The organism is Blautia sp. OF09-25XD (assembly GCF_003482095.1).
GTDB classification, from domain to species: Bacteria; Bacillota; Clostridia; order Lachnospirales; family Lachnospiraceae; genus Fusicatenibacter; species Fusicatenibacter saccharivorans.
Genome location: NZ_QUMG01000013.1, coordinates 30,805 through 55,835, shown reverse-complemented (window position 1 = coordinate 55,835; position 25,031 = coordinate 30,805). Strand labels below are relative to the sequence as shown.

The 25,031-nt window shown below is 49.5% G+C and carries 21 protein-coding genes and 2 pseudogenes; 5 read left to right on the top strand and 18 right to left on the bottom strand.

Annotated elements, in window-relative coordinates; translation table 11 throughout:
* Window positions 1-5: 5 nt before the first annotated feature.
* The 6 genes and pseudogenes from DXA93_RS11300 to DXA93_RS11275 all read right to left on the bottom strand — a co-directional run bounded on the left by DXA93_RS11300 (window position 6) and on the right by DXA93_RS11275 (window position 5,508).
* Complete coding sequence (locus DXA93_RS11300; RefSeq protein ID WP_055221452.1) at window positions 6-482, bottom strand: Lrp/AsnC family transcriptional regulator; 477 nt, start codon at window positions 480-482, stop codon at window positions 6-8.
* An 8-nt stretch (window positions 483-490) separates the two neighbouring features.
* The gene (locus DXA93_RS11295) at window positions 491-1,840 is read right to left on the bottom strand and encodes a hemolysin family protein (protein ID WP_243004601.1); all 1,350 of its coding nucleotides are present in this window, start codon (window positions 1,838-1,840) and stop codon (window positions 491-493) included.
* Between the two features lie 25 nt (window positions 1,841-1,865).
* A pseudogene (locus DXA93_RS11290) lies at window positions 1,866-3,244 on the bottom strand (aminopeptidase).
* Between the two features lie 287 nt (window positions 3,245-3,531).
* A complete protein-coding gene (locus tag DXA93_RS11285) occupies window positions 3,532-4,239 on the bottom strand; it encodes a DnaJ domain-containing protein (protein ID WP_055221390.1) in 708 nt (235 codons plus the stop codon).
* A gap of 6 nt (window positions 4,240-4,245) precedes the next feature.
* A complete protein-coding gene (locus DXA93_RS11280) occupies window positions 4,246-5,085 on the bottom strand; it encodes a DUF5685 family protein (RefSeq protein ID WP_055228501.1) in 840 nt (279 codons plus the stop codon).
* A gap of 21 nt (window positions 5,086-5,106) precedes the next feature.
* On the bottom strand, window positions 5,107-5,508 hold the full coding sequence (locus DXA93_RS11275) for a hypothetical protein (RefSeq protein ID WP_118595526.1): 402 nt from the start codon (window positions 5,506-5,508) through the stop codon (window positions 5,107-5,109).
* Between the two features lie 259 nt (window positions 5,509-5,767).
* On the opposite strand from DXA93_RS11275, the gene DXA93_RS17865 reads away from it, so the two are divergent.
* Genes DXA93_RS17865 through DXA93_RS18600 form a run of 3 tightly spaced genes read left to right on the top strand, consistent with a single transcriptional unit; the run spans window position 5,768 to window position 6,533 of the window.
* Window positions 5,768-5,935: a hypothetical protein gene (locus DXA93_RS17865; RefSeq protein WP_158583295.1), complete on the top strand. Its 168-nt coding sequence runs from the start codon at window positions 5,768-5,770 to the stop codon at window positions 5,933-5,935.
* Window positions 5,932-6,108, top strand: coding sequence for a hypothetical protein (locus tag DXA93_RS18605; RefSeq protein ID WP_243109217.1), 177 nt, complete (start codon window positions 5,932-5,934; stop codon window positions 6,106-6,108). Before DXA93_RS17865 ends, DXA93_RS18605 begins: the two co-directional genes overlap by 4 nt.
* Window positions 6,084-6,533, top strand: a complete 450-nt coding sequence (locus DXA93_RS18600; protein WP_330427060.1) for an HAD family hydrolase — start codon at window positions 6,084-6,086, stop codon at window positions 6,531-6,533. Before DXA93_RS18605 ends, DXA93_RS18600 begins: the two co-directional genes overlap by 25 nt.
* 48 nt (window positions 6,534-6,581) lie before the next feature.
* Here the strand turns inward: DXA93_RS18600 and DXA93_RS11265 are convergent, their stop codons facing one another.
* The 9 genes and pseudogenes from DXA93_RS11265 to DXA93_RS18585 all read right to left on the bottom strand — a co-directional run.
* On the bottom strand, window positions 6,582-9,119 hold the full coding sequence (locus DXA93_RS11265; protein ID WP_119208354.1) for a transglutaminase domain-containing protein: 2,538 nt from the start codon (window positions 9,117-9,119) through the stop codon (window positions 6,582-6,584).
* A gap of 153 nt (window positions 9,120-9,272) precedes the next feature.
* Entirely contained in the window at window positions 9,273-9,854 is a 582-nt protein-coding gene (locus tag DXA93_RS20945) for a glycoside hydrolase family 18 protein (protein WP_117814263.1), read from the bottom strand.
* Window positions 9,845-10,285: a glycosyl hydrolase family 18 protein gene (locus tag DXA93_RS20940; protein WP_117814261.1), complete on the bottom strand. Its 441-nt coding sequence runs from the start codon at window positions 10,283-10,285 to the stop codon at window positions 9,845-9,847. The genes DXA93_RS20945 and DXA93_RS20940 overlap by 10 nt, the downstream gene beginning before the upstream one ends.
* Window positions 10,286-10,312: 27 nt before the next feature.
* Window positions 10,313-11,611, bottom strand: a complete 1,299-nt coding sequence (locus tag DXA93_RS11250; RefSeq protein WP_256372647.1) for an alpha-L-fucosidase — start codon at window positions 11,609-11,611, stop codon at window positions 10,313-10,315.
* A 211-nt stretch (window positions 11,612-11,822) separates the two neighbouring features.
* Window positions 11,823-13,463, bottom strand: coding sequence for an extracellular solute-binding protein (locus DXA93_RS11245; protein WP_119208342.1), 1,641 nt, complete (start codon window positions 13,461-13,463; stop codon window positions 11,823-11,825).
* A 138-nt stretch (window positions 13,464-13,601) separates the two neighbouring features.
* A complete protein-coding gene (locus DXA93_RS11240) occupies window positions 13,602-14,531 on the bottom strand; it encodes a carbohydrate ABC transporter permease (protein WP_022463175.1) in 930 nt (309 codons plus the stop codon).
* Between the two features lie 14 nt (window positions 14,532-14,545).
* Window positions 14,546-15,481 (bottom strand): ABC transporter permease, encoded by a 936-nt coding sequence (locus DXA93_RS11235; protein ID WP_022463174.1) that lies wholly within the window; start codon window positions 15,479-15,481, stop codon window positions 14,546-14,548.
* 454 nt (window positions 15,482-15,935) lie between these two features.
* The gene (locus tag DXA93_RS18590) at window positions 15,936-16,193 is read right to left on the bottom strand and encodes a fibronectin type III-like domain-contianing protein (protein ID WP_243109219.1); all 258 of its coding nucleotides are present in this window, start codon (window positions 16,191-16,193) and stop codon (window positions 15,936-15,938) included.
* 144 nt (window positions 16,194-16,337) lie between these two features.
* A pseudogene (locus DXA93_RS18585) lies at window positions 16,338-17,872 on the bottom strand (glycoside hydrolase family 3 protein); the annotation flags it as partial.
* A gap of 545 nt (window positions 17,873-18,417) precedes the next feature.
* Here DXA93_RS18585 and DXA93_RS11220 point away from each other — a divergent pair.
* A complete protein-coding gene (locus DXA93_RS11220; RefSeq protein WP_055221380.1) occupies window positions 18,418-19,485 on the top strand; it encodes a carbohydrate-binding family 9-like protein in 1,068 nt (355 codons plus the stop codon).
* 51 nt (window positions 19,486-19,536) lie between these two features.
* On the top strand, window positions 19,537-20,559 hold the full coding sequence (locus DXA93_RS11215; RefSeq protein WP_117814257.1) for a LacI family DNA-binding transcriptional regulator: 1,023 nt from the start codon (window positions 19,537-19,539) through the stop codon (window positions 20,557-20,559).
* Window positions 20,560-20,697: 138 nt separating this feature from the next.
* Here the strand turns inward: DXA93_RS11215 and DXA93_RS19930 are convergent, their stop codons facing one another.
* The 3 genes from DXA93_RS19930 to DXA93_RS11205 form a co-directional block, all read right to left on the bottom strand.
* A complete protein-coding gene (locus tag DXA93_RS19930) occupies window positions 20,698-21,516 on the bottom strand; it encodes a glycoside hydrolase family 38 C-terminal domain-containing protein (RefSeq protein ID WP_330427344.1) in 819 nt (272 codons plus the stop codon).
* Entirely contained in the window at window positions 21,459-23,807 is a 2,349-nt protein-coding gene (locus DXA93_RS11210) for an alpha-mannosidase (protein WP_330427343.1), read from the bottom strand. The genes DXA93_RS19930 and DXA93_RS11210 overlap by 58 nt, the downstream gene beginning before the upstream one ends.
* 94 nt (window positions 23,808-23,901) lie before the next feature.
* Complete coding sequence (locus DXA93_RS11205) at window positions 23,902-24,891, bottom strand: glycoside hydrolase family 130 protein (RefSeq protein WP_055221374.1); 990 nt, start codon at window positions 24,889-24,891, stop codon at window positions 23,902-23,904.
* Window positions 24,892-25,031 lie beyond the last annotated feature (140 nt).

Sequence of the window (25,031 nt, the reverse complement as noted above, 5' to 3'; positions counted from 1 at the left end):
GAAAATCAACCTTTTTCTTCTTCCTGCTCCAGAATCGGGATTCTGGTATCGCCGAGCGGAATTCCTCTGTGTTCCACCGATGTAGAGAACACGATCTGCGTCTTCGTTCTTCCAAAATGCTGAAGCTGGCCGATAAACTGATCCAGCTCAGATGTCGTGTGGAACACAACCTCCATCAGCATCGAATAGTCGCCGGTCACGCAGTTGCACTCGATCACATTCGGACAGTCGGTGATGTACGGATAGAATTCCTTTTTCCGCACCGGCTCAACCTCCAGATTGATGAATGCCTTGATCCGATAGTCGAAAACCTCCGGGTTCACACTCGCGCGGTAGCCGGTGATCACCCCGTCCTTTTCCAGGCGGTCGATTCTCGCCGAAACCGTCGGCGAAGTGAGACTTACCTTGTCTGCAATACTTTTGAGCGGAAGCCTTGCATCTTCCTGCAGCAGTTCCACAATTTTCCGGTCTGCTGTATCCAGTTCACGTTTCATTCCCTCTCCTTACGTTCCTCCTGCTCTCCTTTTTCTTTCGGAGGCAGTCTCTTTACCACCGTATTTTCCACGCGGTGTTCTTTGACCCGCATGACCTTGATCCAGAGATCGTCGGTCTCGAGTTCAAACTGGCTGCCGTCATCCGGAACCGCACCGAGTTCACCGAAAATGTAGCCGCCGAACGTTTCATATTCATCGACCGGCAGTTTGATCTTCAGTTCCTCCGCCACATCATCCAACGAGGCACTTCCCATGATTTTCCAGGTGTCTGTGGAAATCAGCTCAATTTCCGATGGCTGCCCGATCTCCGCCTCATCATTCAAGTCCCCGACAAGCTGCTCGATCAGATTACGCACGGTGATAATTCCATCCATGCCGCCGTACTCATCCAGAACCACGGCAAAATAATTGCCGGTCTTTTTCATGTTCTGGAACAGCGTGGCAGCCTTGATGTTTTCAGGAACAAAATAAGGCTGTTTGATTGCTTCTTTCATGACATGATCGCGGTCCTTGGTGCGAAGCCGGAAATAATCCTTGGCATCCAGAACGCCGATGATATCGTCCACAGTTTCGCCGCAGACCGGGTAATACGAGTGGCGGCTCTCATGGATGAGCTGCTCCCACTCCTCAATCGAATCCTCCACCCACAGAAGATCCACATCGGTCCTGTGGACGCAGATTTCGTCGATCGTCAGATCATCGAACTCAAATACGTTCTGAATCATATCTTTTTCTTCGTTGTCGATGGTACCTTTTTCGCTGCCGGCATCTACCATCATACGGATTTCTTCCTCTGTTACCTGATCATCGTCCTCGTTCGGGTCAATGCCGAAAAGGCGCAGGATACCGTTTGTCGATACCGTTAAAAGTCCGACCAGCGGGGCAAAAATTTTCGAGGCGGTGGTCACAAGACCGGATACGCCAAGTGCGATTTTCTCAGAGTTGTGCATCGCAAGACGCTTTGGCACGAGTTCACCGAAAATCAGGGTAATATAGGATAAAAGCAGCGTAATCAGCACGACGGCAATGGCATCCAGCGTCTTTTCCGGGATCTGCACGCCCGCATCCACCAGGACCGAGACGAATCTGCCCGAAAAGTTTTCTGCCGCAAAAGCACTTCCTAAAAATCCGGAGAGAGTGATGACAACCTGTATGGTTGCGAGGAAACGCGACGGCTGCTCCGTCAGACGGAACAGCTTTGCCGCTTTCTTGTTTCCCTCCTGTGCCATTTTTTCCAGTTTAGCGTCGTTACAGGAGACCACAGCGATCTCCGCGCAGGCAAATACCGCATTGACCGCTATCAATACGACCTGCAAAAGAATACTGCCGACTATGTCACTGTCCAAACGTTTCAAACCTCCTCAATATTATTTATGCGTTTTTCAAAAATGCCACATAGGCCTTCTTGGCCTCGTAAACATCTGCTTTGCTGGTTACTTCCCATGGAGCATGCATGCTGAGAACCGGTACACCGGAATCAATCACTTCCATACCGTACAGAGACATGATGTAGGCGATGGTTCCGCCGCCTCCGACATCAACTTTACCAAGCTCTGCTGTCTGCCAATTTACTTTTGCATCATCAAAGATAGCGCGAAGAGCTCCGACGTACTCTGCATTGGCATCGTTTGAGCCACTCTTTCCGCCTGCTCCTGTAAATTTGTTAATTACGATACCTTTTCCGAAAAATGCAGCGTTTTTCTTCTCAAATGCTGCTGCATACAACGGATCAAACGCTGCACTTACATCGGAAGAAAGCATTCTGGAAGAAGCCAGACATCTCCGAAGTGCAAGCTCCGTTCCCTCACCTGCAAGTGCAAGCAGCTCTGCCATGGTGTTTTCGAAGAATGAGACTGCATGCCGGTTGCTCCGACGCTTCCGATCTCCTCTTTGTCTACGAGCAGGCAGCAGGATGTCTTCTCCGGTGCTTCCACCTCGAGCATTGCGACAAGAGAAGTGTATGCGCATACACGGTCATCCTGGCCGTATGCAAGAATCATGCTGGCATCCATACCAAGCTCACGCGCTTTTCCTGCCGGTACAATTTCAAGCTCTGCGGAGAGGAAATCCTCTTCTTCGATGCCATACTTGTCGTTTAAGAGCTTTAAGGTCATGGCTTTCACTGCATCTTTCTCTGTTCCTTCCAGCGGCTGGCTTCCGATCAGAAGATCGAGGTTCTCGCCCTCTACTACCGTACTTGCCGGTTTGGTCTGCTGCTCTCTGGAAAGGTGAATCAGGAGATCTGTCACACAGAATACCGGATCGTTATCATCCTCGCCGATGACTACATCCACTACTTCGCCATCCTTCTTGGCTACAACACCGTGGATTGCAAGCGGAAGCGTTACCCACTGCCATTTTTTGATGCCACCGTAATAATGGGTATCAAGATATGTAAATCCGTTGTCCTCATACAGTGGATTCTGTTTTACGTCAAGACGCGGAGAATCGATGTGCGCACCGAGAATATTCATACCCTCTGTCAGAGGCTTTGTTCCGATCTGGAACAGGGCAATGGCCTTCTTCATGCATACAGCATAAACCTTGTCACCCGGTTTTAACGCACGATTTTCTTTTACATAGGTGTCGAGGCTTACGTATCCGGCCTCTTCTGCCTGACGTACACTTTCCTTTACACACTCGCGCTCCGTTTTTCCGTGATCCAGGAATGCGCGGTAGCCGGCGTTTAATTTTTCCAGCTTTTTCATATCTTTTTTCTTGTACTCATTCCATGCTGTTTTTCGTTCCATAGCTTTTCTCTCTTTCTGTTTTCTTTCTATGATCCGTTCGTATTTTTTTGCTCCGGTCATAATTGCGATCTCTTTCATTATAATCTGTTTTGATGGGAAAAACAAGGACTTTCGGCTGTTAGAAAAAAGCCCCACAGCGAACCGTTTTTTCGGTTGCAGCGGGGCTTTAAGGGGAGGATAAGTATTTCCTTATTTTTCTTTTGTATCATCGAACAGGGGAATTTCGATGACACTGTTATTCTCCCCTGAATGTTCACTTTTATACATTTCTTGTAATTATTTTTTGATCAACAGCAGAAAAATCCTCTTCCGCCGCAGCAACAGCAATTGCAGATGGCATTGATTGCCATACATTCACAGCACCATTTTCCGAGATCACCTGCACTTCTCTCATAGCCGTAACCGCTTCCCATGTCGGAATACCACTGGCCGCTGCCCTGGAGCTGGTTTAAAAGCTGCTGGTACTGCAGATTCTGCGGTTCTAATTTGACTGCCATCTCGGCATCCTGCACGGCATTGATGTTGTTGCCGAGGCGCGAATTTGCGATCGCATGCAGGAAATACCATTTTCCGCTGCGGTCGGAAATGTCGTTCAGCACGTTCATCGCCTCGCGGAAGTGGCCGCTGTTGATGTAGTTGGCTGCCGCCTGCAGCCGCATTTCCTGCTCGGAATTTCCATAATCATTCCGTGCGGAGCCGCCGTTTCCGTACGCGCCGCCGAATGGGTCGAAGCCGCCGAACGGGCCATAGCCGCCGTAAGCATCTCCGCCATACGACGAACCTCCGCTCTGGTACGAGGTGCCGTGCTCGCGTTCATCCATGATCTGTTTGTACGCCTGCTGCACCTGTTTGAATTTTTCTTCTGCTTCTGCTTTATTCGGATTATTGATATTGGCATCCGGGTGATACGTCCGGCTGAGTTTTCGGTATGCTTTTTTGATTTCATCGTCCGAAGCCCCGCGGGACACGCCCAGCACCTCATATGGATCTGTCATCAGTCTTTATTTCTCCTCTTTTTGGCGCTCTTTTGCGCTTTTTCGCATTTCGTATTTTTCCCAGATACCAGCATACAATATATTTCGCAGAATGTCTACATTTTCCAGGATCGGAAGTTTTTCAAATGCACGCGACGCTTCCGCCGTCATCATCAGCAGGATTTTTTCTGCGGTTTCCTCGAAGTCCGGCTGATCGGCGATGGACAGAAACGGGTTGTAGTTTCCGCTCTTTTTATCTTTTTCCACGTCATCAAGCGCATCCATCAGGTAAATGAATTTTCCGATGTAAAAGCCGACCTGGCGCAGATCATCGCTCCAGATGTCCTCCTCCGGTATATAGATCTCCGCCATCACCTCTCCGGTATAGCCCGCCGCAAGATCGAGGTCTGGATTGTTTTCCTTCTCGCATGCATGCAGCTTTTCGAGGTAATCCTGCACTGCTTTCGTCTGGCGCGGATACGATGCCTCGATGCGTGTCACAGATTTTTTCAAAGCCTTTGCCGCTGTAAACGCCGCGTAGTTTTTCTCGTCCTCCCAGTCATCCAGCAGATTGTAATAGGCGAGCAGCACGTTCATGTCTGCGCAGTATTTTGTGTATTTGTTCCGCAGGCATTTATGTTTTTTGCCGGGATGAAGAAAGCAGTAATGCTCCTCTTCTTTTGTCTCACACTCATAAAGCCCGGTCAGCAGGATGGAAAGAAATGTCATATCAAACGTCAGCATCGCCTGACCCTTTTTTCCATACGCCTCTTTGATATCCTGACACAGACCGCAGTAGTATGCCTGATATTTGTTGTAATCTTTGACTTTCAGGTCATCCTTTCGGATGGTCACATAACCAAACATGAATCGCACTGCTCCTTTTTATCAGGTGTTTTTGATGAATTTTGTTCCGCATTTCGGGCAGCAGATCTCGATGTGGCCTTTTCCTTTCGGCACACGCACCTGCTGATGGCAGGACGGGCAGCGGAAGTAGCAGTGCTCTTTATCCTTGAATGCACGGGTTCCGCCTCGGAAGAATCCGACGACGCGGTTTTTCAGTTCCAGGAATTTCTGGTTTTCCGCATACCGTTTGGAATGGTTCTTGGACATGATGCGCACATCCGCCCAGACGATCAGGACGAGTGCCAGGGTGTAGATAAGGGAGCTCCGTACAACCGCTCCGAAAATCATCATGGCAACTGCCGCCCACATCATAAAATTGCCCAGCTGATCGATGCCGTAGCGGCCGTACATCAGGCGGGAAAGTTTTTCTTTCAGTTTATCCATTTTGTTCTCGTTTCTCCTTTTTCAAAGTATATGCCAATACTCTATCCCTTTTGAGGGAAAAAAGCAATCGAAAGCGCCATTAATTTTTTCTAAAAAATTCTTAAAACTTGCGGTGGATGTTTCTTTTCAACTGTGCTACACTTGGTTATGTTTCTTTATATTTTATTTTCAGTAAACGATCGGAGATTTTTATGAAACGACTCAAACAGATCGGAGCCCTTCTCGCCATCGCGTTCCTGATCGGATTCGGCTTGGCGCCATGATTTTTGCGTTTATCGACACGCCGTTTGCACACAAGGCGCTGACAGTCTGCCTCTACTGTGCAATTACCGTACCAGTGCTCATCTATGCCATGATGCTGGTTGCCAAGGTTCTGTCGCACCGCGATGAGAACGACAAATCAGACAAAGGAGAAAAACAGTCATGATTGATACCATTATTTTTGATGTAGGCCGCGTACTCGTCAACTGGGACTACGAGTCCTATCTGAAACGCTTTGCTTTCGGTCCGGAAAAGACGAAAGCAATCACCGCCGCAACCTCGAAAGCCCTTACTGGCGCCAGTTCGACCGCGGAATTCTCACACCGGAGGAGATTGTAAAAGGATTCTGCTCCCTCGCCCCGGAATACACCGAAGAAATCAAAGAGGTTTTCGCCCACTGCGAGGAAACCATCACCCCGCTGCCGTATGCAGAAAGCTGGGTACGCTCCTTAAAAGAAAAAGGCTACCGCCTCTACATCCTCTCCAACTACTCCGGAGACCTCTTCGAGCGCACCAAAGAGAAAATGCCCTTCCTCCCCTACATGGACGGAACCCTCTTCTCCTACACCTGCCATTTAACAAAACCGGAACCGGAGATCTACCAGCACCTGATCCAGAAATTCTCCCTCACCCCGGACCGCTGCGTATTCCTCGACGACACCAAAGCAAACGTCGAGGCCGCAGAGCAGGCAGGGATTCATGGAATTCATTTTACGGGATATGAAGATGGCGTGGCACAGTTGAAAAAACTGGGCGTTCTTTAAAAAAACAGGCTGCCGCATTCGTGCGTCAGCCTGTTTTTTAGTATTAACTTACGCTTTCGCCGCCTCTTCCATCAGCCGCAGCATCAGTCCGACGCTGCCGACGTTATATCCGGCATAAGCGCGTCCGCCGATGTTTCCCGGCAATGCGAGTATCAGCAGTGGGAGTTTTTCTGCGTCGATTCCCATTTTTTCGGCGATCGCCGGGGCGTCGTCGGATGGGTCGAGGTAGAGGGACATGTTGTGGATTGCTGCGCGGGCTTTCTGGAAAGTCGTGTTTTCCAGGTCGGCTTTCGTGCGGAGAACGGCTGCCATGGCAGCGTCTTTTGCGTTCCACTTCTCTGCGATTTCGATCAGCTCATTCAGAACATGCTCGGTCGGCTCCTCTCCGGTTCCGAGGAAGGCCAGAAGGATCGGGCCGTCTTTGGTGAGATCGTTCAGGGTATGCGCCTTTCCATCCAGATCCTCCAGCGTGATCTCCGGCAGTTCGATGTGCTCTAACAGCTCATCCAGCTCTTTTTTCACGGTTTCCAGATAAATCTCTTTTGCTTCTCCCGCCTTCAGTTCAAACACGCGGTATGCGGCATGCTGGTCACCGTTCGGCATACGCATACTTGTAATCAGACGATAGCAGCCCGGCTCCAGGGTCAGATCCAGTGTTTTTCCGTCGAATGCGGTTTCTTCGTAATTCAGCGTCTCAAACACTGTTCCGTTCCACTTTCCGATGGTCCACGTCTGATAATACTTCCATGCGCTTCCATCCTCCGCATTCAGTGTCAGAACCGCACTTTCCGTTTCATCCTTCAAAACAGCAGCTTCTGTTTCCACACTGTGGAATGCCCCATCACGGTAATACTCCGGCTCCAGGGTCACCGGATTCAGTCTTGCCGCTACATTGAGACTCCGGCAGATTGCCACAAACAGAATCTTCTGCGCCAGAGGACTTCCCTGTTTCATCGTAAGGACGCCGACCGGTGTTGCCATGATCGTGTCATACTCTTCTTCTGCATGGAAGGTAATATTCTTCTTAAGATAATCCAGAATCCGTTCCGGCTGCTCCACAAAGCTGCGTTTTGTCTCCTCTTCAAAAAATCCGCGGATCATGCTCCGATACGGCGTCAGCTCCTCGAGGAAAATACGCGGGCAAAGAAGATCCTTTCTGAAAATCTCCTCTGGAAGATCCCCCTGCTCACAGTCGAGATGATCCTCTAAAACGGATGCCTTCAAGTCCTTCGCATCCTTTAATGCCAGCGAAAACAGCAGCTTCTTCCGGTTCGGATTTTCATCTTTGGAAAGGAATGTATAAACCTCCTCAAAATTCTCTCCTGCCCGGTGGAAAATCTCTTCCGCTTCCGGATACGCAGCAGCCTTTTTCTCATCAAAGCATGCTGCAAACCGTGCCTTCCGAAGCCGTTCCGCCTCTGCCATCCGTGCCGCATTTCGCTCCTTCTGCTCCTTTGTGGCAACGATATTCCGTACCGGCACTTCCTTCGGTGCCCGGATTTCCAGCGTCTGCCACCTGTCATCCGCTTCCGGAACCGCCTCTTCACGAAGCACCAGTTCCAGCGAATCCTCCTCCTCAATCCGCATCATGGCTTCCGCCCGGCGTATTCCGTCAAATGCCCGTACCCGGATATCGCCAAGGCCAAGTGTCATCCGAACTTCTCCGTCCGCATCCGCAATCATCACTGCAGCCGGGAAAAACTCTGCCATATTCAGGATTTCAACCGCAATATGCGCTCCTGCAGCCGGTTTTCCATTCTCATCCTTCACAAGAATCTTCACCAGCTTCGTTCTGCCATAAAAATCTGTATGGTTAAAGTAGTACAGCGCCCCTTCTTTTCCAAGATACTCCTCGTTACTCTCCTTTACATAATCCGAGAAGTTCCGCGTATGAATCAGAATTGCCCGATTCGCCGGACCGGAGAACCAGCCGGTATCCAGCACTTCTTCCGGCTCACAGGCGCCAAGGAAATGCCACTCGCCGTCCACAAACACCTCAACCCACGCATGATTGTCATCACAGTGCGCCCATCTTGGTGTATAGACCTGCCGCGCCGCAATACCGACACTCCGATACGCCGTAACTGCAAACGTAGACTCCTCGCCGCAGCGTCCCTTTCCACTCCGATACATTGTCATCGGAGATGCCGTTCTGCCGTCCGTCGCCTCATACGTCGCATGCTCCGCACACCAGTAATTAATCTCCAGAATCGCCTCTAAAAGACTCATTCCGGCTACACGCCCCATAATCTGCTCATAAAAAAACGGTCTGCAGTCCGTAATGTCCTCGGAATTGATCCGGTCATACAGCACATAGTTTACAAACACATCCTCCGGCAGTTCCTTACACCATGCCACCTTCTCCCGCAGCATCAGCGCATGCTTCACGTACGAAAGAAAAAGGTCAAATCCATATTCTCCCGCATCCCTTACCGGCATCGTACCATACAGAAACTTCATCAGCACAGCCTCTTCCTCACTGCACTGTTTTAATTTTTCTTCGATAACAGGCATCACCGGAGCCAGAAGCTCTCTCCGTCCCTCAAATTTTTCCGTTGCATATTTTTTCAAATTTTCTGAGATCATGATTCTATCTATCCCTTTCTCTTTTTTCCTATCCGTCTCCACAACGTACATCCGCCCACCGGCGGCAGACGCCATGCGAAAAAGGATTCCTTGCGATTTTTCAGGAACACCGGAGCGAGGAGCCTTTTCACATACCGGCTGTGGGTCACTACGCTACATATTTTTCTTTATAAATGAAAGTAATTCTCCGCTGGGATCGCATTTATACTCCCAGAACATAATGCCTCCCATACCCTTTTCTTTCAGGTACGCAATTTTCACACCCAGTGACTCGCAGTCCTCATAGCTGATAAATGTCTCCCCGTCAAACAGATACGGAACCTTCGCCTGCTCATCCCAATACCGGATAAATCCCCTCTTTCCGATCCAGCTCTCTTTGAGCTCGCCGTAGTCACCGCCATATCCTCCGACCGTCTCTGCTTCCATTCCAAGCCCGTTGCGGCATCCGGCGCCTTTTACTCCATCCCATTTTCTGGAATAAAACGGTACGCCAAGGATCAGCTTTTCCATTGGAACACCCGCATTTGCAAAGCCGTTCACTGCCTTCTCCACACATGCGTCAAACAGGTTTCCCTCACTGTGATACAGTGCCGCATGATGTCCCGTCACCTTCTGGAAACCGCCCTGCAGATCATACGTCATCAGCTGCACATAATCCAGATACCGGGAGGCCTCCTTCATATCTGTCTGCAGTGCAAAGTAAACATCTCCGCCGACTGCTGTCGTTACAAGCATGCCTTCTCTGTACGCGTCCAGTGTCTTCCGAGCTCCGCCAGAAGCAGCGTATAATTCTCTTTATCCGATCTGTCCGACGCAATTCCTGCCAGCGATGTGCCCGGATACTCCCAGTCAATGTCAATACCGTCCAGACCATACTCCTTCACAATTACAAGTGCACTCGCAGCAAACCGCTCTCTTCCCTCTTTTGTTCTTGCAGCCTGGGAAAAGCCGTCTGCTCCCCAGCCTCCTACGGACAATACAATCTTCAGCTCCGGGTTGCTTTTCCGAATGGATACTATTCCATCCCGTGCATCCTTTGCATCCCATACAACTTCTCCGTCCCGGATCAGACCAAATGCAATATTGATCACGGTAAGTGCCCGCACATCCTCTTCTCGCATATGATTTAAATCCGCCGTATTTACATAGCCAATTATTCTCTTCATCTCATAAGCTCCTCTGTCCGAATCGTTTTACTCATTAAAGGTTACGACTTCCCCGTGTCCCAGATTGTAGGTGATCTCATCCTCAAGCTCTACCTTCACAACCGTTGCAAACGGATGAATACTCATCTCGCCGGCCCAGATCCAGAGTGTTCCCGGAATACCGCTCCATGGAAGGGAACCCGTATAGGAGAACCGAAGTTCTTCTCCCGTATGCAGAACCGTCACCCTTTTTACCGGCGTTTTAATGCCTTTCACGCACAGCGTCTCCTGCGGCTTATCATAGACAAAAAGATACATCGTCTTCTGATCCGCCGAAATCGTGCTTCCGCCGAGAAAATGATTGTAATCCAGTCCTTTTTCTGTTCCAAATACCGCTTCCTCGTGGTCATGAATCCATCCGCCAAGATCCAGCAGCACCTTCTCCTGACGTTCATCGAGCGTTCCGTCCTCTTTCGGTCCGATGTCCAGCAGCATTCTTCCGCCGAGGGTAATACAGTCGCAGAACATACGCACGATCTGGCCGCTGCTCTTGTAATCATTGTCCGATGGACGATATCCCCAGGAATCATTGATCGTCGTACAGAATTCCCACTCGCCTTTCGGTCCGTACAGCGGAATTCCCTGCTCCGGTGTCTCATAATCTCCGTAGCCCTGCATTCTCGAATTCAATACAACGTTCGGATTCAGCGTATGCAGATATTCCCTGAATTCCGGCATCTTCCACTGTGCCGCGCTCCGTTCCCAGTCACCATCAAACCATAAAAGATCCACCGTTCCGTAATTCGACATCAGTTCTTTTAACTGATGATTGTTGAATTCCAGAAACTCCTGCCATTTCTGCGGCTCCTCCTCTTTTCCGGCCGGGGAACCATAGATATCGTTCAAACAGTCTTCTTTTTTCATTCCTTCCGGGTAAACCGTGCGATACCGCGGATCCGACCAGTCGATCAGCGAATAATAAAGGCCGACTTTCAGACCTGCCTCACGCATGGCGGCTGTATACTCTTTTACAAGGTCGCGCGCTGCCGGCGTTTTCTTCACAACACTTAAATCACTATATCCGGTGTCAAACAGTGCCACGCCGTCATGGTGCTTTGCTGTCATAACCACGTACTGCGCACCTGCTTTTTGAAACAGCTCCGCCCATTTTTTTGCATCAAACTTCGATGCCGTAAAGCCTTCACACTGTTTCATGTAGTCTTCATAAGAGATATTTCCGTTGTGGAACGACCATGACTCCGACACATCACCCACCGCATAAATCCCATAATGGATAAAAATGCCCAGCTTTGCGTTCCGAAACCAGTCCTGCATCATATCTTCCAGATCCTCCTTTTTTTGTACTCCCGGATTCTTTTTTGTTCCCGTAAAAGTTAAGAAAAAAAGACTCCGGGCATAGCTTTTTTATCCGATCCAATTACCCCTTTATTGTTCCTTCCCATTGTATCAGTTCTTGCCCAAAAAGAAAGGCATATTACCGTTTTACACTGTAATATGCCTTTTTTCATTCCATAGGAATATCATTACCTTTTCCTATTTATTTCGCGATTTCCTCAATACCCTGAGTTGCTACCCAGTCCTCAAGTCCCAGAGAGTACATACCGTCTACATAAGCCTGCCAGTCAGCATCGTTGTCAATGTCAAGCTCGCCGCATACGAACTGCGCCTGCTGCTGCTCAAAGAAATCTTTGATTGCTGTGTTCGTATCAGAGAAGGTATCAATTTTATCCAAGTCAATCCAGTAGGACGGAATAATTTCTTTGGTCAGATTTGCCTCATAAGCTTCCTCTGTTGCTTTTTTCTCATCATACATCGGATGCTCTTCTACAAACTCGAAGTCTGCCGGCAGATATTTCGGCAGAGACTGCGGCCACAGATTGCCCCAGGAATATTTTTCCTGATCTTCCTCAGACAGTGTGGTGGTGTCAATCGCATGGTATCCGTCATCCTCTTTGTTTACAATCACACCAACCGGTCCTCTGTTGCAGCCGATGCCGTTCTCCAGTGCGAATGCATTGTCAAACCAGCGGCAGATGATTTCCGGATGCTCTGCCTTGTTTGTGATGACAGCCTGGGTTCTGTATACGCTGAAGCCTTCCGTATCGCGCAGCCAGATTCCGTCTTTGTCTGTGTTCAGAACAGGCATGGAGTCGAAATCGCCTCTTTCCTCTGCAGCCGGGATTCCGGTAAACTCTCCGCTTCCGTATGCGATGGAAACGCCGTACAGGTCCTGATTTCCTTTACCTTCCCATGTGGAGCTGTCCTGTGTGTAAAGCTCTACGTCTACGAGTCCTTCTGCATACAGTTTGTGGAACCAGGAAAGGAACTCACGGTATGTATCGCTGACACCGCCGTAAACAACCTTTTCATTCTGGATTGCAATACCAAGTTTGTTCATCGGAAGTCCGAAGTAACCGGCCATAGCCTCGATATGTTTGTTGTTCGGGTCGGTAGAGAACGGGATTTCATCGGAAGCGTCACCGTTGCCGTTTGCATCCTGCTCTTTGAAGGCTTTCAAGACTGCCTCAAACTCGTCTGTAGTGGTCGGCATGCTCATGCCAACATTCTCCAGCCATTTCGTATTGATGTATGGGCTGTATCCAACGGTTGAATCGGCACATACGTACGGAATTGTGTAGATGTGTCCGTCCGGTGCTGTCATTTTTTCTCTTACACCCGGCAGATCCAGGATCGCAGAAATGTTCGGGCAATATTTCTCAAAATAATCTTCCAGCGGAATGAATACGCCCTGGTTTACACCATAGGTCAGGATTGCATTGTCGCTTAAGGTCCATCCGCCGATCACATCTGCGTAATCTCCGGAGTTCAGGTCCAGATTCAGTCTCTCTGTTGCTGTTTCATATGGATAAATTTTCAGGTCAACGTCTACATTGGTCTGTTTTTTGAACTCATCGAGCATGATAAACTCGCCGGATTCGCTGGAATCATCGCAGAAGATAGAGAAGGTGTAATCTCCCTCGTCTACCAGCGGAAGACCTTCCTGATACATAATGCCGTTTACTTTTCCGTCCTCATCCACGGTGTCGTTTGCTGCGGATGCTGCGGATGCTGCAGAAGCACTCTTTGCCGAGCTGCTTCCCTTATCACTTCCACATCCGGTAAACATAGATGCCACCATTACTGCAGTTAAAACTGCTGCGACTGCTTTTCTTTTCATGATTTTTCCCTCCTGTGTTGTTCCGGCGGCATTTTCCCGCCGGAAGCGCTTTTGCCTGTCCGTTGTCCGGACTCTTTATTTACATACCGCCGTTTCCCGTGCGGCAGATAAATCGTTAAAAAAACTTCTTCTTGTAAATCAACCCTTCATGGATCCGATCATAACACCCTTTACAAAGTGCTTCTGCACCAGTGGGTACATAACCAGAACCGGGATACTGCTGATGATGATCAGCGAGTATTTCATAACGTCGATCAGCTGCTGTTTTTCCTGCAGTGCTGCTCTTGCTGCCGCAGTTGTTGCTGTCTGGGACAGCGCGGTCTGGTTCGTGATCAGGATGTTACGCAGAACCAGCTGCAACGGATACTTTGCTTTGTCCGAAATATAAACGAGTGCTGAGAAGTATGAGTTCCAGTGACCGACACCATAGTACAGAACCAGAATTGCGATGATCGCTTTGGAAAGCGGAAGTGCAATCTGGAAAAAGAATCTCGCCTGGGTGCAGCCGTCAATTTCAGCTGCCTCATACAGCTCTTCCGAAATGTTCGACTTGAAGAAGGTTCTTGCCACGATCATGTTGTATACGCTTAAGCATCCCGGAAGAATCAGTGCCCAGATCGTGTTCAGCATCTGCAGTCTCTGAATAACCAGATAGGTAGGGATCAGACCGCCGCCGAAGAACATGGTGATCAGGTAAAAAATGGTGATCGGTTTCTTTCCGGAGAAATTGCTTCTGGAAAGTGCATATGATGTCGGAAGCGTTACGATCAGGTTGACCATGACACCGCAGAAGGTGATGATCAGGGAGTTTAAAAAGCCTCTCATAACCTGGTCGTTTTTAAATACTTCTGCGTAGCCCTTCAGGGTAAATCCGATCGGGTGAAGCAGTACTTTACCACTCGATACGGCGCTTGGCGCACTGATGGATGAAATGATAACCCAGTACAGCGGATATGCCACAACAAACAGAACCAGCGTCAGGATAATGAAGCAGGCTGCGTCAAAAACGACGTCCTCTTTGCAGCGTTTTATTTTCTTTTTTGTCACTGCGGTATTTTCTTTACTCATGTTTTTGTTTCCTCCTACCACAGGCTGTTGCCCGAAAGTTTATCAGATATCGTATTGACAATGATCAGCATAACCATGTTTACGATGGTGTTGAACAGACCGATTGCTGAAGAATACGACATATCGTTGTTGATCAGACCGACCTTATAGACGTAGGTGGAAATGATCTCGGATACACTGGCATTCAGGTTGTTCTGCAGAAGGAAGGCTTTTTCGAAGCCGACGGAAAGAATGCTTCCGCAGTTCATAATCAGAAGAATGGTCGCGGTCGGCATGATCAGCGGAAGGTCGATGTGACGGATCAGCTGTAATTTCGTTGCGCCGTCTACCTTTGCCGCCTCATGCAGCTCCGGGCTGATGCCGGCGAGTGCTGCGAAGTAAATAACAGAGCTCCATCCTGTACTCTGCCATACGCCGGTCCACACATAAATGTGTCTCCAGTAGGCTTTTTTCGCCATGAAGTTGACCGCCGGAATTCCGATTGCTTCCAGTACGTGGTTGATAACACCGACGGACGGAGACAGGAACAGAATGATCATACCACACATAACTACGGTGGAAATGAAGTTCGGCGCGTAGGTGACGGTCTGGATCACTTTCCGGTATCTCTTATGGCGGAAGGAGTTCAGCATCAGTGCCAGGATGATCGGAATCGGGAATGATACAACCAGTCCGTACAGACTCAGGATCAATGTGTTCTTGATGGTGGAAGCAAAGTATGGAGAGTTGAAGAATCTCTCAAAGTAGTACATGCCTACCCACGGGCTCTTTGTGATTCCGGCTGTCGCATTAAAGCGGCGGAACGCGATCTGTACACCATACATCGGAATGTAGCTGAAGATGAATGTCAGGATTACGCCCGGAACACAGAAAAGCCAAAGCGAGATGTCTCTCTTAAAGGCGCGGATGGTGCGGCCTTTTTTCTTTGCTTTTGTTGGTTTCTCTTTCATTTCTCTCTTGTCCTCCCTTTTAAAGGTTTCGTGTTTTCCTTGATTGGAGCATCCCTTGCCGTGAACATTTTGAACATTTTGCTTTCGCATCATCCTCGCATGCTGCTTCTTTTTTATGCAACTGCCACAATCAAATCTGTTATTTAAGATTTATCCAACACTGTTTTGATGAATTTATTTTACATTTTGTTTCCTTATTTGTCAATTAATTTTTAAACACAAATATCATTTTGTTACTTTTACGCAATTTAAACCGATACTTTTTAAGCACTTTTCCCATAAATTCTCCTGTTTTTCCATTTGTTTTTCGTTTCACGGCATCGGAGCGTACGATCCATTTATATTTTTATCCATTTTCTGCAAACCAAAAGAAGGAAACTATGTTTCTTTATTTTGTAATATAGTTTCCTTCTTTGTTCATTCTTATTATATTTTTATGTTTTTTCGTTCGTTCTTACATTTCCGTCACGTTCCCGCTCCACCATTTCTCTGCTCCATCTTCAAGCATCAGCTCGTACTCATGGCAGATGACCTCTGGTTTTCCCGGAATCTGGACAAAATTCAGCTCCTCTTTTGTAAGATGGAACACAGCTTCTTTTTTCTCTCCCGGTGCAAGTGCAATTCTCGTAAAGGCTTTCAGCTCTTTGATTCTTGCCACAACGCCGCCGGAACGTTTCCGCACATACAGGCACGGAACGGAAGTTCCGGCCATATTTCCGGTATTTTCCACGGTAAAGGAAACAGAAATACCATTTTCTTCTTTTGTTACGGAAACATCACTGCCGGTAAACGTTGTGTAGGATCTTCCTTCTCCGAAGGTATGCAGCGGCTGGCTTGTCATATCACAGTACGCCGGGGCAACGGAAGTCCGATAATTGTAGCATACCGGGATCTGTCCCACGTGGCGTGGCATAGAAACCGGAAGACGGCCGGACGGATTGCTGCTTCCATAGAGAAGCTCAGCAACTGCCCTGCCTCCCATCGGTCCCGGGTAGAATGCATATAAAACGGCATCGGAAGCATTTTCGATCTTCTCGATACAGTATGCTCTTCCGGCAATTACAACCGTTACCAGTGGTTTGCCAAGGCGGGCAAGTGCTGCAATCAGTTCTTCCTGCGCGGCCGGAATGTGAACCTTCGCGGTGTCCATTCCCTCGCCGCAGTCCATCGAACGGCTGCCCGTTCCCTTCGAGGCTGCTCCGTTTGCATCGAACACAGCTCCTCCAAACCGTGAGGAGGAACCGCCGACAACGGCCACGATCACATCGCTTTCTTCTGCAAGTGCCATCGCTTTTGCTTTTTCATGCTCATCCGCCTCGGAAAAACCGGACCCCATCGCATAAGAGACTTTCACGCCATCCGGTGCTTCCTGCTTCATGCCCTGCAGAACCGTGACGCACTCGCTTTCCGGCACCGGCGGAGTATAATCGCCGAGCATACAGTAACGGTCTGCCGCATGGTAGCCGATCACTGCTACTTTTTTATATTTCTTTGCAAGCGGAAGCACCGTCTTTTCATTTTTCAGAAGCACAGCAGACTCCCGCGCCAGTGCAAGAGATACCTCCGGAATGCCGGCTTCTTCCGGTGAAAGCATGTTTTCCTCCATATAAGGATGCTCGAACAGGCCTTTTTCAAATTTCAGTTTCAGAACGCGGAGCACCGCCTCATCGATCTGGCTCTCTTCCAGAAGTCCCTGATCAACCGCCTCGCCGAGACGGCCAAAGGCTTCATCCCACAGGCTCACATCAACACCGGCCTTTCTTGCCGCAACGGCTGCATGCAGCGTATCCCCCTCTGTGTTTTTCAGGAAATCGACAGCCAGTCCGTCTGCCATCACAATGCCGTCAAAGCCCATCTCACCGCGCAGTACATCGCGAAGCACCATGCATTTCTGTGGCAGTACACGCCGTCGATCTCGTTATACGCCGCCATGATTCCTTCCACACCGGCTTCGCAGCACGCTTTTGCAGACGGAAAATGGATTTCACGCAGCTCACGCTCCCCGATTCTCGCCGCACTCGCATTTACACCTCCGGTCGTCTCGCCCTGGGCGCAGAAATGTTTTGCCACGCTGCCGACGCCGGTCGACTGCATTCCGGTCACGGCTGCTTTTGCCATCGCTGCTGCAAGGCATGGATCCTCAGAGTAGCACTCTTCACTTCTTCCCCATCTCGGATCGCGCGCCATATCAAGTGCCGACATCAGCGCCAGCTCCACATGACCGCTCTTTAACTGCTTTCCGCATGCCTTGTAGCCTTCCGAAAGAAGCGCCGGATCAAACGTTGCTCCGGCAGCCAGGTTGACCGGAAGCAGACCTCCTCCGAGTGCCTGATGGCCATGCGGGCACTCGCTGCTCATCATCATCGGAATGCCGAGGCGGGAATGTTCCATGACGTAGTGCTGTACCATATTGTAGGCTTTCGCGGAGAGTTCCGGCACGATTCCGGTCTTCTCGTCCTTATCTGCCCACGGGTCGGCACGGTACAGGCCGTACAGAACCCCCAGTCCGCCCATGCGCTCTACTTCTTCTTTGAATTCGTCGGTCAGGGTAAATTCCTCTCCCTGCCGCTCATAGATCCGGAATCCGTACAGACGCTGATTGAGCTGTCCCACTTTTTCCTTTAATGTCATCCTTCCCAGAAGATCCTTTGCTCTCTCTTCCGGTGAAAGGGCTGTATTCTGATATGCTTCCATCTGATTTTCCTCCTTATATGCTTTCTGCCCGGCCGTTTTCTTCCTGCCGGTGTATTTTTGATCTGTTTCCCCCAAAATTCTCCTATGAAACGGCTTTATTGTATCTCATTTTTTTACTTTTGTCCACAATAAGTTATATTTCGTTCATTTTTGTTCATTTTTCATGTTGAAATTTATTACTTTTAGTGTTATGATACCTTTCGCTACTAAATTTTGCAAATTACAAAGGGAGGTTTTTACTTATGAGCAAAAACATCACGATTCCGGTTCCGGCTGTCCCGTTTGCACCGCCGGTTTATACCTGCCACCGCGCAAAAAAAGAGTTCCATCTGGACGGAAATATCAACAAACCATTCTGGGAGGACGCACCGTATACCGATGAATTTCTGGATATTCAGGGCAGCCACATGCCGCTTCCGCGTTTTGTCACCCGCGCAAAAATGCTCTGGGATGATGAAAATCTTTACGTTGCTGCCGACCTTGCCGGCGATGAAATCTGGGGTCATTTAACAGAACGCGATTCTGTCATCTACTTTGACAACGATTTCGAGATCTTCGTTGACCCGGATTCCGATACGTACCATTACTATGAATTTGAAATGAACGTTCTGAACACGGTATGGGATCTGTTTCTCGCAGAGCCGTACCGCGACGGCGGCAGCGGCCTCAATGGCTACGATATGCACGGCCTTCGCACCGCTGTCCATGTGGACGGTTCCATCAACGATCCTTCCGCTGAAAACAAAGGCTGGAGTGTTGAGGTTGTGATTCCGTTCTCTGCTCTCTACGAATACCAAAAAGAGCGCCGCGCACCGAAAAACGGAGAATTTTACCGTATGAACTTCTCCCGTGTGCAGTGGAATGTGGATGTCAAGGACAACACTTACGTAAAACGCACCGATGAAAACGGAAATGTTCTCCCGGAAGACAACTGGGTATGGGCTCCGACCGGCGTCATCAATATTCATTATCCGGAGCTGTGGGCTTTCGTCTTCTTCTCCGAGGACCGCGAGGATGCTCCATGCGACAGCACCATTCCGGAGGACGAGTATCGCAAATGGGAGCTCCGCAAGCTGTATTACGCAGAAAATATTCTGTTTGAGACAACCGGCTCCTACAGCAGCAGCCTCGATGAACTGCAGAAAACGCTGGATGCGTATGCACCGAACGACTGGAATAAATCTGTAAAAGATCTTGGATATACCATTGAAACCACCAGCCGTACGTACCTGATTTCCTGTCCGAGTGCCGATCGTGCACATCTCCTCCTTCTGTATTCCAACGGAAAGGTTGAAAAAATTACACTTTAAGCGTATAATATCGGTTAGTAGTTAAAATTTGTAACAGGATCGGTTGAAACTATGAAAAAAGTCACTTTACAGGAAATTGCAAATTCCCTGGGCATCTCCCGGACCACCGTCTGGAAGGTGTTCAGCGGACACGAAGGTGTCTCCGATTCCCTGCGCACCAAGGTCATCGCCAAAGCCCAGGAGCTTGGCTATGCCATCCCGGAAGATTTTCAATATCCTTCCAGCGCGGAGGAGACCACGCCGGTCAACATTGCAGTTGCCGTCTGCAGACCGGAAACCTCACTTTTCTGGATGACCATCATCCACCAGATTGCAAAAGTATTTTCAACACACAATGTCAATCTCGTTTACACGTATCTTCCGACTTCGGCGGATAAAACGTATTTTCTCCCGCCCACACTTACAAACGGAAGCGTCCACGGCATCATTGTTCTGAACGTGTACAACGAACGTCTTCTGCGTCTGCTCGCAGAGACACAGATTCCCAAAGTGTTCCTGGACACTTCCTCCCTCGTATCCCCGTATGAACTGAACGGCGACCTTCTCCTGATGGAGAGCCGGAACAGCGTCCGCAATATCACCGCCCATCTTCTCGAGAAAGGACGCACCCTTCCGGGCTTCATGGGTGATATCGGCTACGCACAGTCCAACCGCGAACGCTATGAGGGCTTCTGCCAGGCACTGATGGATGCCGGAAAAACACCGAATCCTTCTCTTTGCCTGACCACACCGCTTGGGATTGACTCCTACCGCGAGGAAATCGATTCTTTCCTTTCCTCCCTTTCCCGCATGCCGGACGCTTTTGTCTGCGCCAGCGACTACGTTGCCTGTATTCTGATGCAGCTTCTTGAAAAGCGGGGACTGCGCGTGCCGGAGGACGTTGCCGTATCCGGCTTTGACAACAATATCGAGGATCTTCTGGCAGAAAATCTGACTACCGTTCAGGTCTTCAATGAGGAGCTCGGCTCCCGCCTGGCGCTTCAGATTCTTTACCGGATCAAATATCCGCACACGCCGCATGAAGTGACGTATCTGGAATCCAAAGTTCTGTACCGCGCTTCCACCGGCGACTGATGCAACCGTTTTTCTAATTTTGCTTTTTGAAAAGACACCGTCTTCCGTTTATTTCGGATCCGGTGTCTTTTTTGTGTTTTCTTTTTTCCGGGAACGCATTGGTTCTGCGCTCCCGGAAGCATTTTCTGTTCTGATTTCTTATTTTGTCGTGCGAATGCGGATGGTACGGATCTCGTACGGTTTGATCGTAAGTGAAATCTCGTTTTCTTTCACATCAATGGCACTCTCTGCCGGCTGCTCCAGCAGATTGGTTTCCTCTGCTGAAAGAATCGCATCTGCGCAGTACAGTGTCACTTTCGTTCTCGCATTCTCCACCTCATACAGACGCACAATGATGCCATCGCCGTCCTCTGCCTTTTTCACGGTCTCAAGCACAACGTTGCGCTTGTCCACGGACAGGAATTCCATACGGTCTTTTTCTGCCGCACTGGAAACAGCTTTTGCCGGCACGTTCAGGTTCAGTGCTTCCTGTACCGTACCTGCCTCGCGCCATGTTCCTGCGTGCGGATACAGAGAGTAGGTAAAGAAATGTTCTTCCTGGTCTGCGGTCAGATTCGGCTCGGTTCCGGATTTGATCAGGGTCTGTGTTATCACACGGTCCTTCATGGAATAGCCGTACTTGCAGTCGTTCATCAGGCTGACGCCGTAGCCTCCCTCGGAGAGATCGGCCCATTTGTGGCCGCATACCTCGAATCTTGCCTGATCCCAGCTTGTGTTGGTGTGCAGTTTTCTTGTCACATTACCGAACTGGATATCGTACGTTGCCTCGTCGCTGTGAACGTCTGCCGGGAAGTGAACTTTGAGCACATGCTCGGCAAATTTCCAGTCAACGTAGGTTTCGAAGTCGATTCTGCGGTCTTTTGCGTAGAAGTGGATCTGCTGGCGGATGACGGTATCCATCACTTCGCGCTCGATCTCCAGGGTTGCACGGACCGGACCGTTTTCTGTCCACTCCATGCGGCGCACGCCTCTACCTTCCAGGATTTCTCGGTATGGAAGATGTCCAGATTCCATGCGCTGTACTGCAGCGGTTTATCCTCATAGATCCGCAGTTCATTTCCTGTTTTTCCGATCTGAAGTACTTCACGGTCATTTTCTTTGTCAAACAGGGAAGTAAATTCGCCGTTTGCATCGATTGCAATGGTGTAAAACGGTGTCTCAAGGGTATATCCCTCTCCTGCTTCTGCTATGGCAAACGGTGTTTTCACAACGGATCCGCTTACCGGGCGCAGTACCTGATATCCCTTGGACGGCAGATTTTCTGCGTAAATAACCGCTCCGTCTTTCGTCTGCTGTACCGGATACACGTTCGTTCCATCGGTCAGTGCCTCAGCGCTGTTTGTGCCCAGCTCTACGATATCGTTTCTTCTATGGCCCAGCGTATTCCATACGGTCACACTCTCGTCCTTCTTCGCACAGAGTGCATCCAGACGCTCACCGATCAGTTTTGCAGATGTTTCTGCAATTTCCGCATACTCTTTCTTCGTCTGCTCATATACCTCATGGATGGAGGAACCCGGCAGAATATCGTGGAACTGATTTGTCAGGATCATCTCCCACATGCGGTTCAGTTCTTCGGTCGGATATGCTTTTCCGGCCTTTTCTGCCAGAACGGACAGAAGCTCTAATTCCATCATCGCATACTCGCTCTTACGGTTTCCGCGTTTGTTGCGTGCCATCGAAGTATACGTTCCCCGGTGGAACTCGAAATACAGCTCTCCGATCCAGGTTGGGAGGCGTTTGCTGTCTTTTACTTTCTCATGCAGTTCGTCGAAATACGTTCTCGCAAATGCCTGGCGTACTTTCGGCACGCCCTTGATGCCTTTTTCCATTCGTTTGGATGTCTCAAGCATCGTTCTGGTCGGGCCGCCGCCGCCGTCCCCGTAGCCATAACTGATCAGAATATCGTTGTTGATATCCTTATTCTGATAGCGGTCCCAGCCGCCCATGATTGCATCCGGATGCAGCATGCCGTTGTATGTCGTAAAGAAGCTGGTCTCCGGCTGGCCGACGCCGAGCGTTGTGATCATATGCGTGAAAACTTTGCTTCCGTCGATTCCTTCCCAGTTCATGGTATCGTACGGCACTTTGTTAAACTCGTTCCATGCCAGCTTTGTCGTCATGAAGTAATCAATTCCGCATTTTTTCAGAATCTGCGGCATGGCAGCGCTGTATCCGAACACGTCCGGCAGCCACAGAATTTTGTTGTCTACACCGAACTCCTCTTTGAAGAAGCGTTTTCCGAACAGGAACTGACGCACAAGGGACTCTCCTGATGTCAGGTTGCAGTCTGCCTCAACCCACATGCCGCCTTCCGGCTCCCAGCGTCCTTCTTTGACTCTCTGGCGGATTTTCTCGTATACTTCCGGGTGTCTTTCCTTTACAAAGCTGTAGAGCTTCGGCTGGCTTGACATGAAATGATAGTTCGGATACTCATCCATCAGTTTTAATACCGTTGCAAAGCTTCGGCAGGATTTCTGGCGAACCTGGTCAATCGTCCACAGCCATGCTACATCGATGTGTGTGTGGCCGATGCACGTTGCCACGACTTCATCCCAGCCGCCCATTTTTTCATAGATTTCTTCCTGAATACAGGTTTCTGCCTCTTCTATCGAAGCATAGAACTCTTTGCTGTACGGCTTCCGAAGATCCAGCAGATTGATGGTATTCGTCAGGGCAGTTTCCAGATCCAGACGGGTTTTACTGTCCTCGTCCATACGGTTCAGTCCCTGCATCGGAACGATCAGATCGTAATAGATCTCTTCGATTTTTTTATCATGCTCTTCCAGGTCTGCCAGCAGCCGGAACTCGCTGTGCAGCGTTCCGGTGTAGGACTGCAGATCGAGCTGAATTTTTTCGCCGGCCTTCGCATGCTCTCTTACGAGCACCTCACGGTGGTTGATGTCCATACCCTGGATGACTTCTCCGTTTGCAAACAGCAGGAACTGCGGGTTTCTTCCGTCATCCCATTCGTCCAGTCCTGCATGGACTCTCATCCAGAGATTTTTTCCGTCAAAGCTCTCTGGAACGGTGATGGTGGTGCGGAACCAGTAATGTCTGTCCGGTCCGTACCAGCGGTCGTTTACGGTATCAAACGAGGTCCACGGCTCTGCCGATGCATCTGCCTCTGCCGGTGTGATATAGCAGCCGTTTTTCACCTGCATATCGGTGATTTTGATTTTCTGTGAGATGGAAAGCCGCGCCAGCTCCTGGCAGATCACGTTCACACGCTCTTTTACAAATTTCATAATGCCTCCTTATGTTGGTCGTCATGCTCTGTTATACAAAAAAGTCCGCCGGACCTGCAGGCTTTCTCACCCGTAAGCCCGGCGGACTTGACTCTTAAAGACTGTTCTCTTTTACGTAGTTCAGCAGCTCATCTACGGTTGTGAATGCCATACCGGTTACAGTATCTGCGCATCCGTAGTAGATAGTGATTCTTCCGGTTGCTGCATCGCTTAAGGTTGCGCACGGGAATACTACGTTCGGAACATCACCCATGCACTCGTACTGGGTGATCGGAGCCATAATATAGTCTTTCGTTCTGTATTTTACTTTCCACGGCTCGTCGATATCAAGCAGTGCGCATCCCATACGATATACGTATCCGTTGCAGGTTGTGATAACGCCGTGGTAGATCAGCAGCCATCCCTCATCTGTTTCGATCGGAACCGGGCCGGCACCGATCTTGGTGCACTGCCATGCAGACTCATCGCCGCGGACCGGGCTCATCATGTGACGGTGTCTTCCCCAGAATTCCATATCTTTACTCTGGCTGACAAAGATATCGCCGAACGGTGTATGGCCGTTGTCGCTTGGACGGCTCATCATCATGTAGTAGCCGTTGATCTTTCTCGGGAACAGCACGCCGTTACGGTTGAATGGAAGGAATGCGTTCTCAAGCTGAACGAATTTCTTGAAGTCATAGGTGTAAGCAACACCGATGGTCGGGCCGTGATAGCCGTTGCACCAGGTTACATAGTATTTGTCGTCGATTTTGCAGACACGCGGGTCATAACGGTACTCTCTTGTCAGAATCTCCTCGTCAGCGCCCTCAAATTTGATCGGTTCATCCTCGATCTCCCAGTGGATACCGTCTTTACTTCTTCCAACGAAGATGTCCATGCTGATGGAACGGCTGTCGCAGCGGAATACACCTACGTATCCGTCCTCGAACGGTACGACTGCGCTGTTGAAGATACTGTTGGAACGTTTCTGCTCGTAACGGCCGATGATCGGGTTCTGATCATAGCGCCATACCGGCATGTGCTCTCCTGCTGGTTTTTCCTGCCAAGGCATATCCGGCAGATTGTTTCCGATGATTTTACTCATGATTGTTTCCCTCTGTGAAAATTATTTTTTTCTTTCTCTCTTGTCACGCCATACGGACATTTTTGATCTTTCGATCCGATACTTCTATCTTCGTCCATTTCTGCGCAAAAGTCAAGTGTTTTTGTTCACTTTTATGTAAA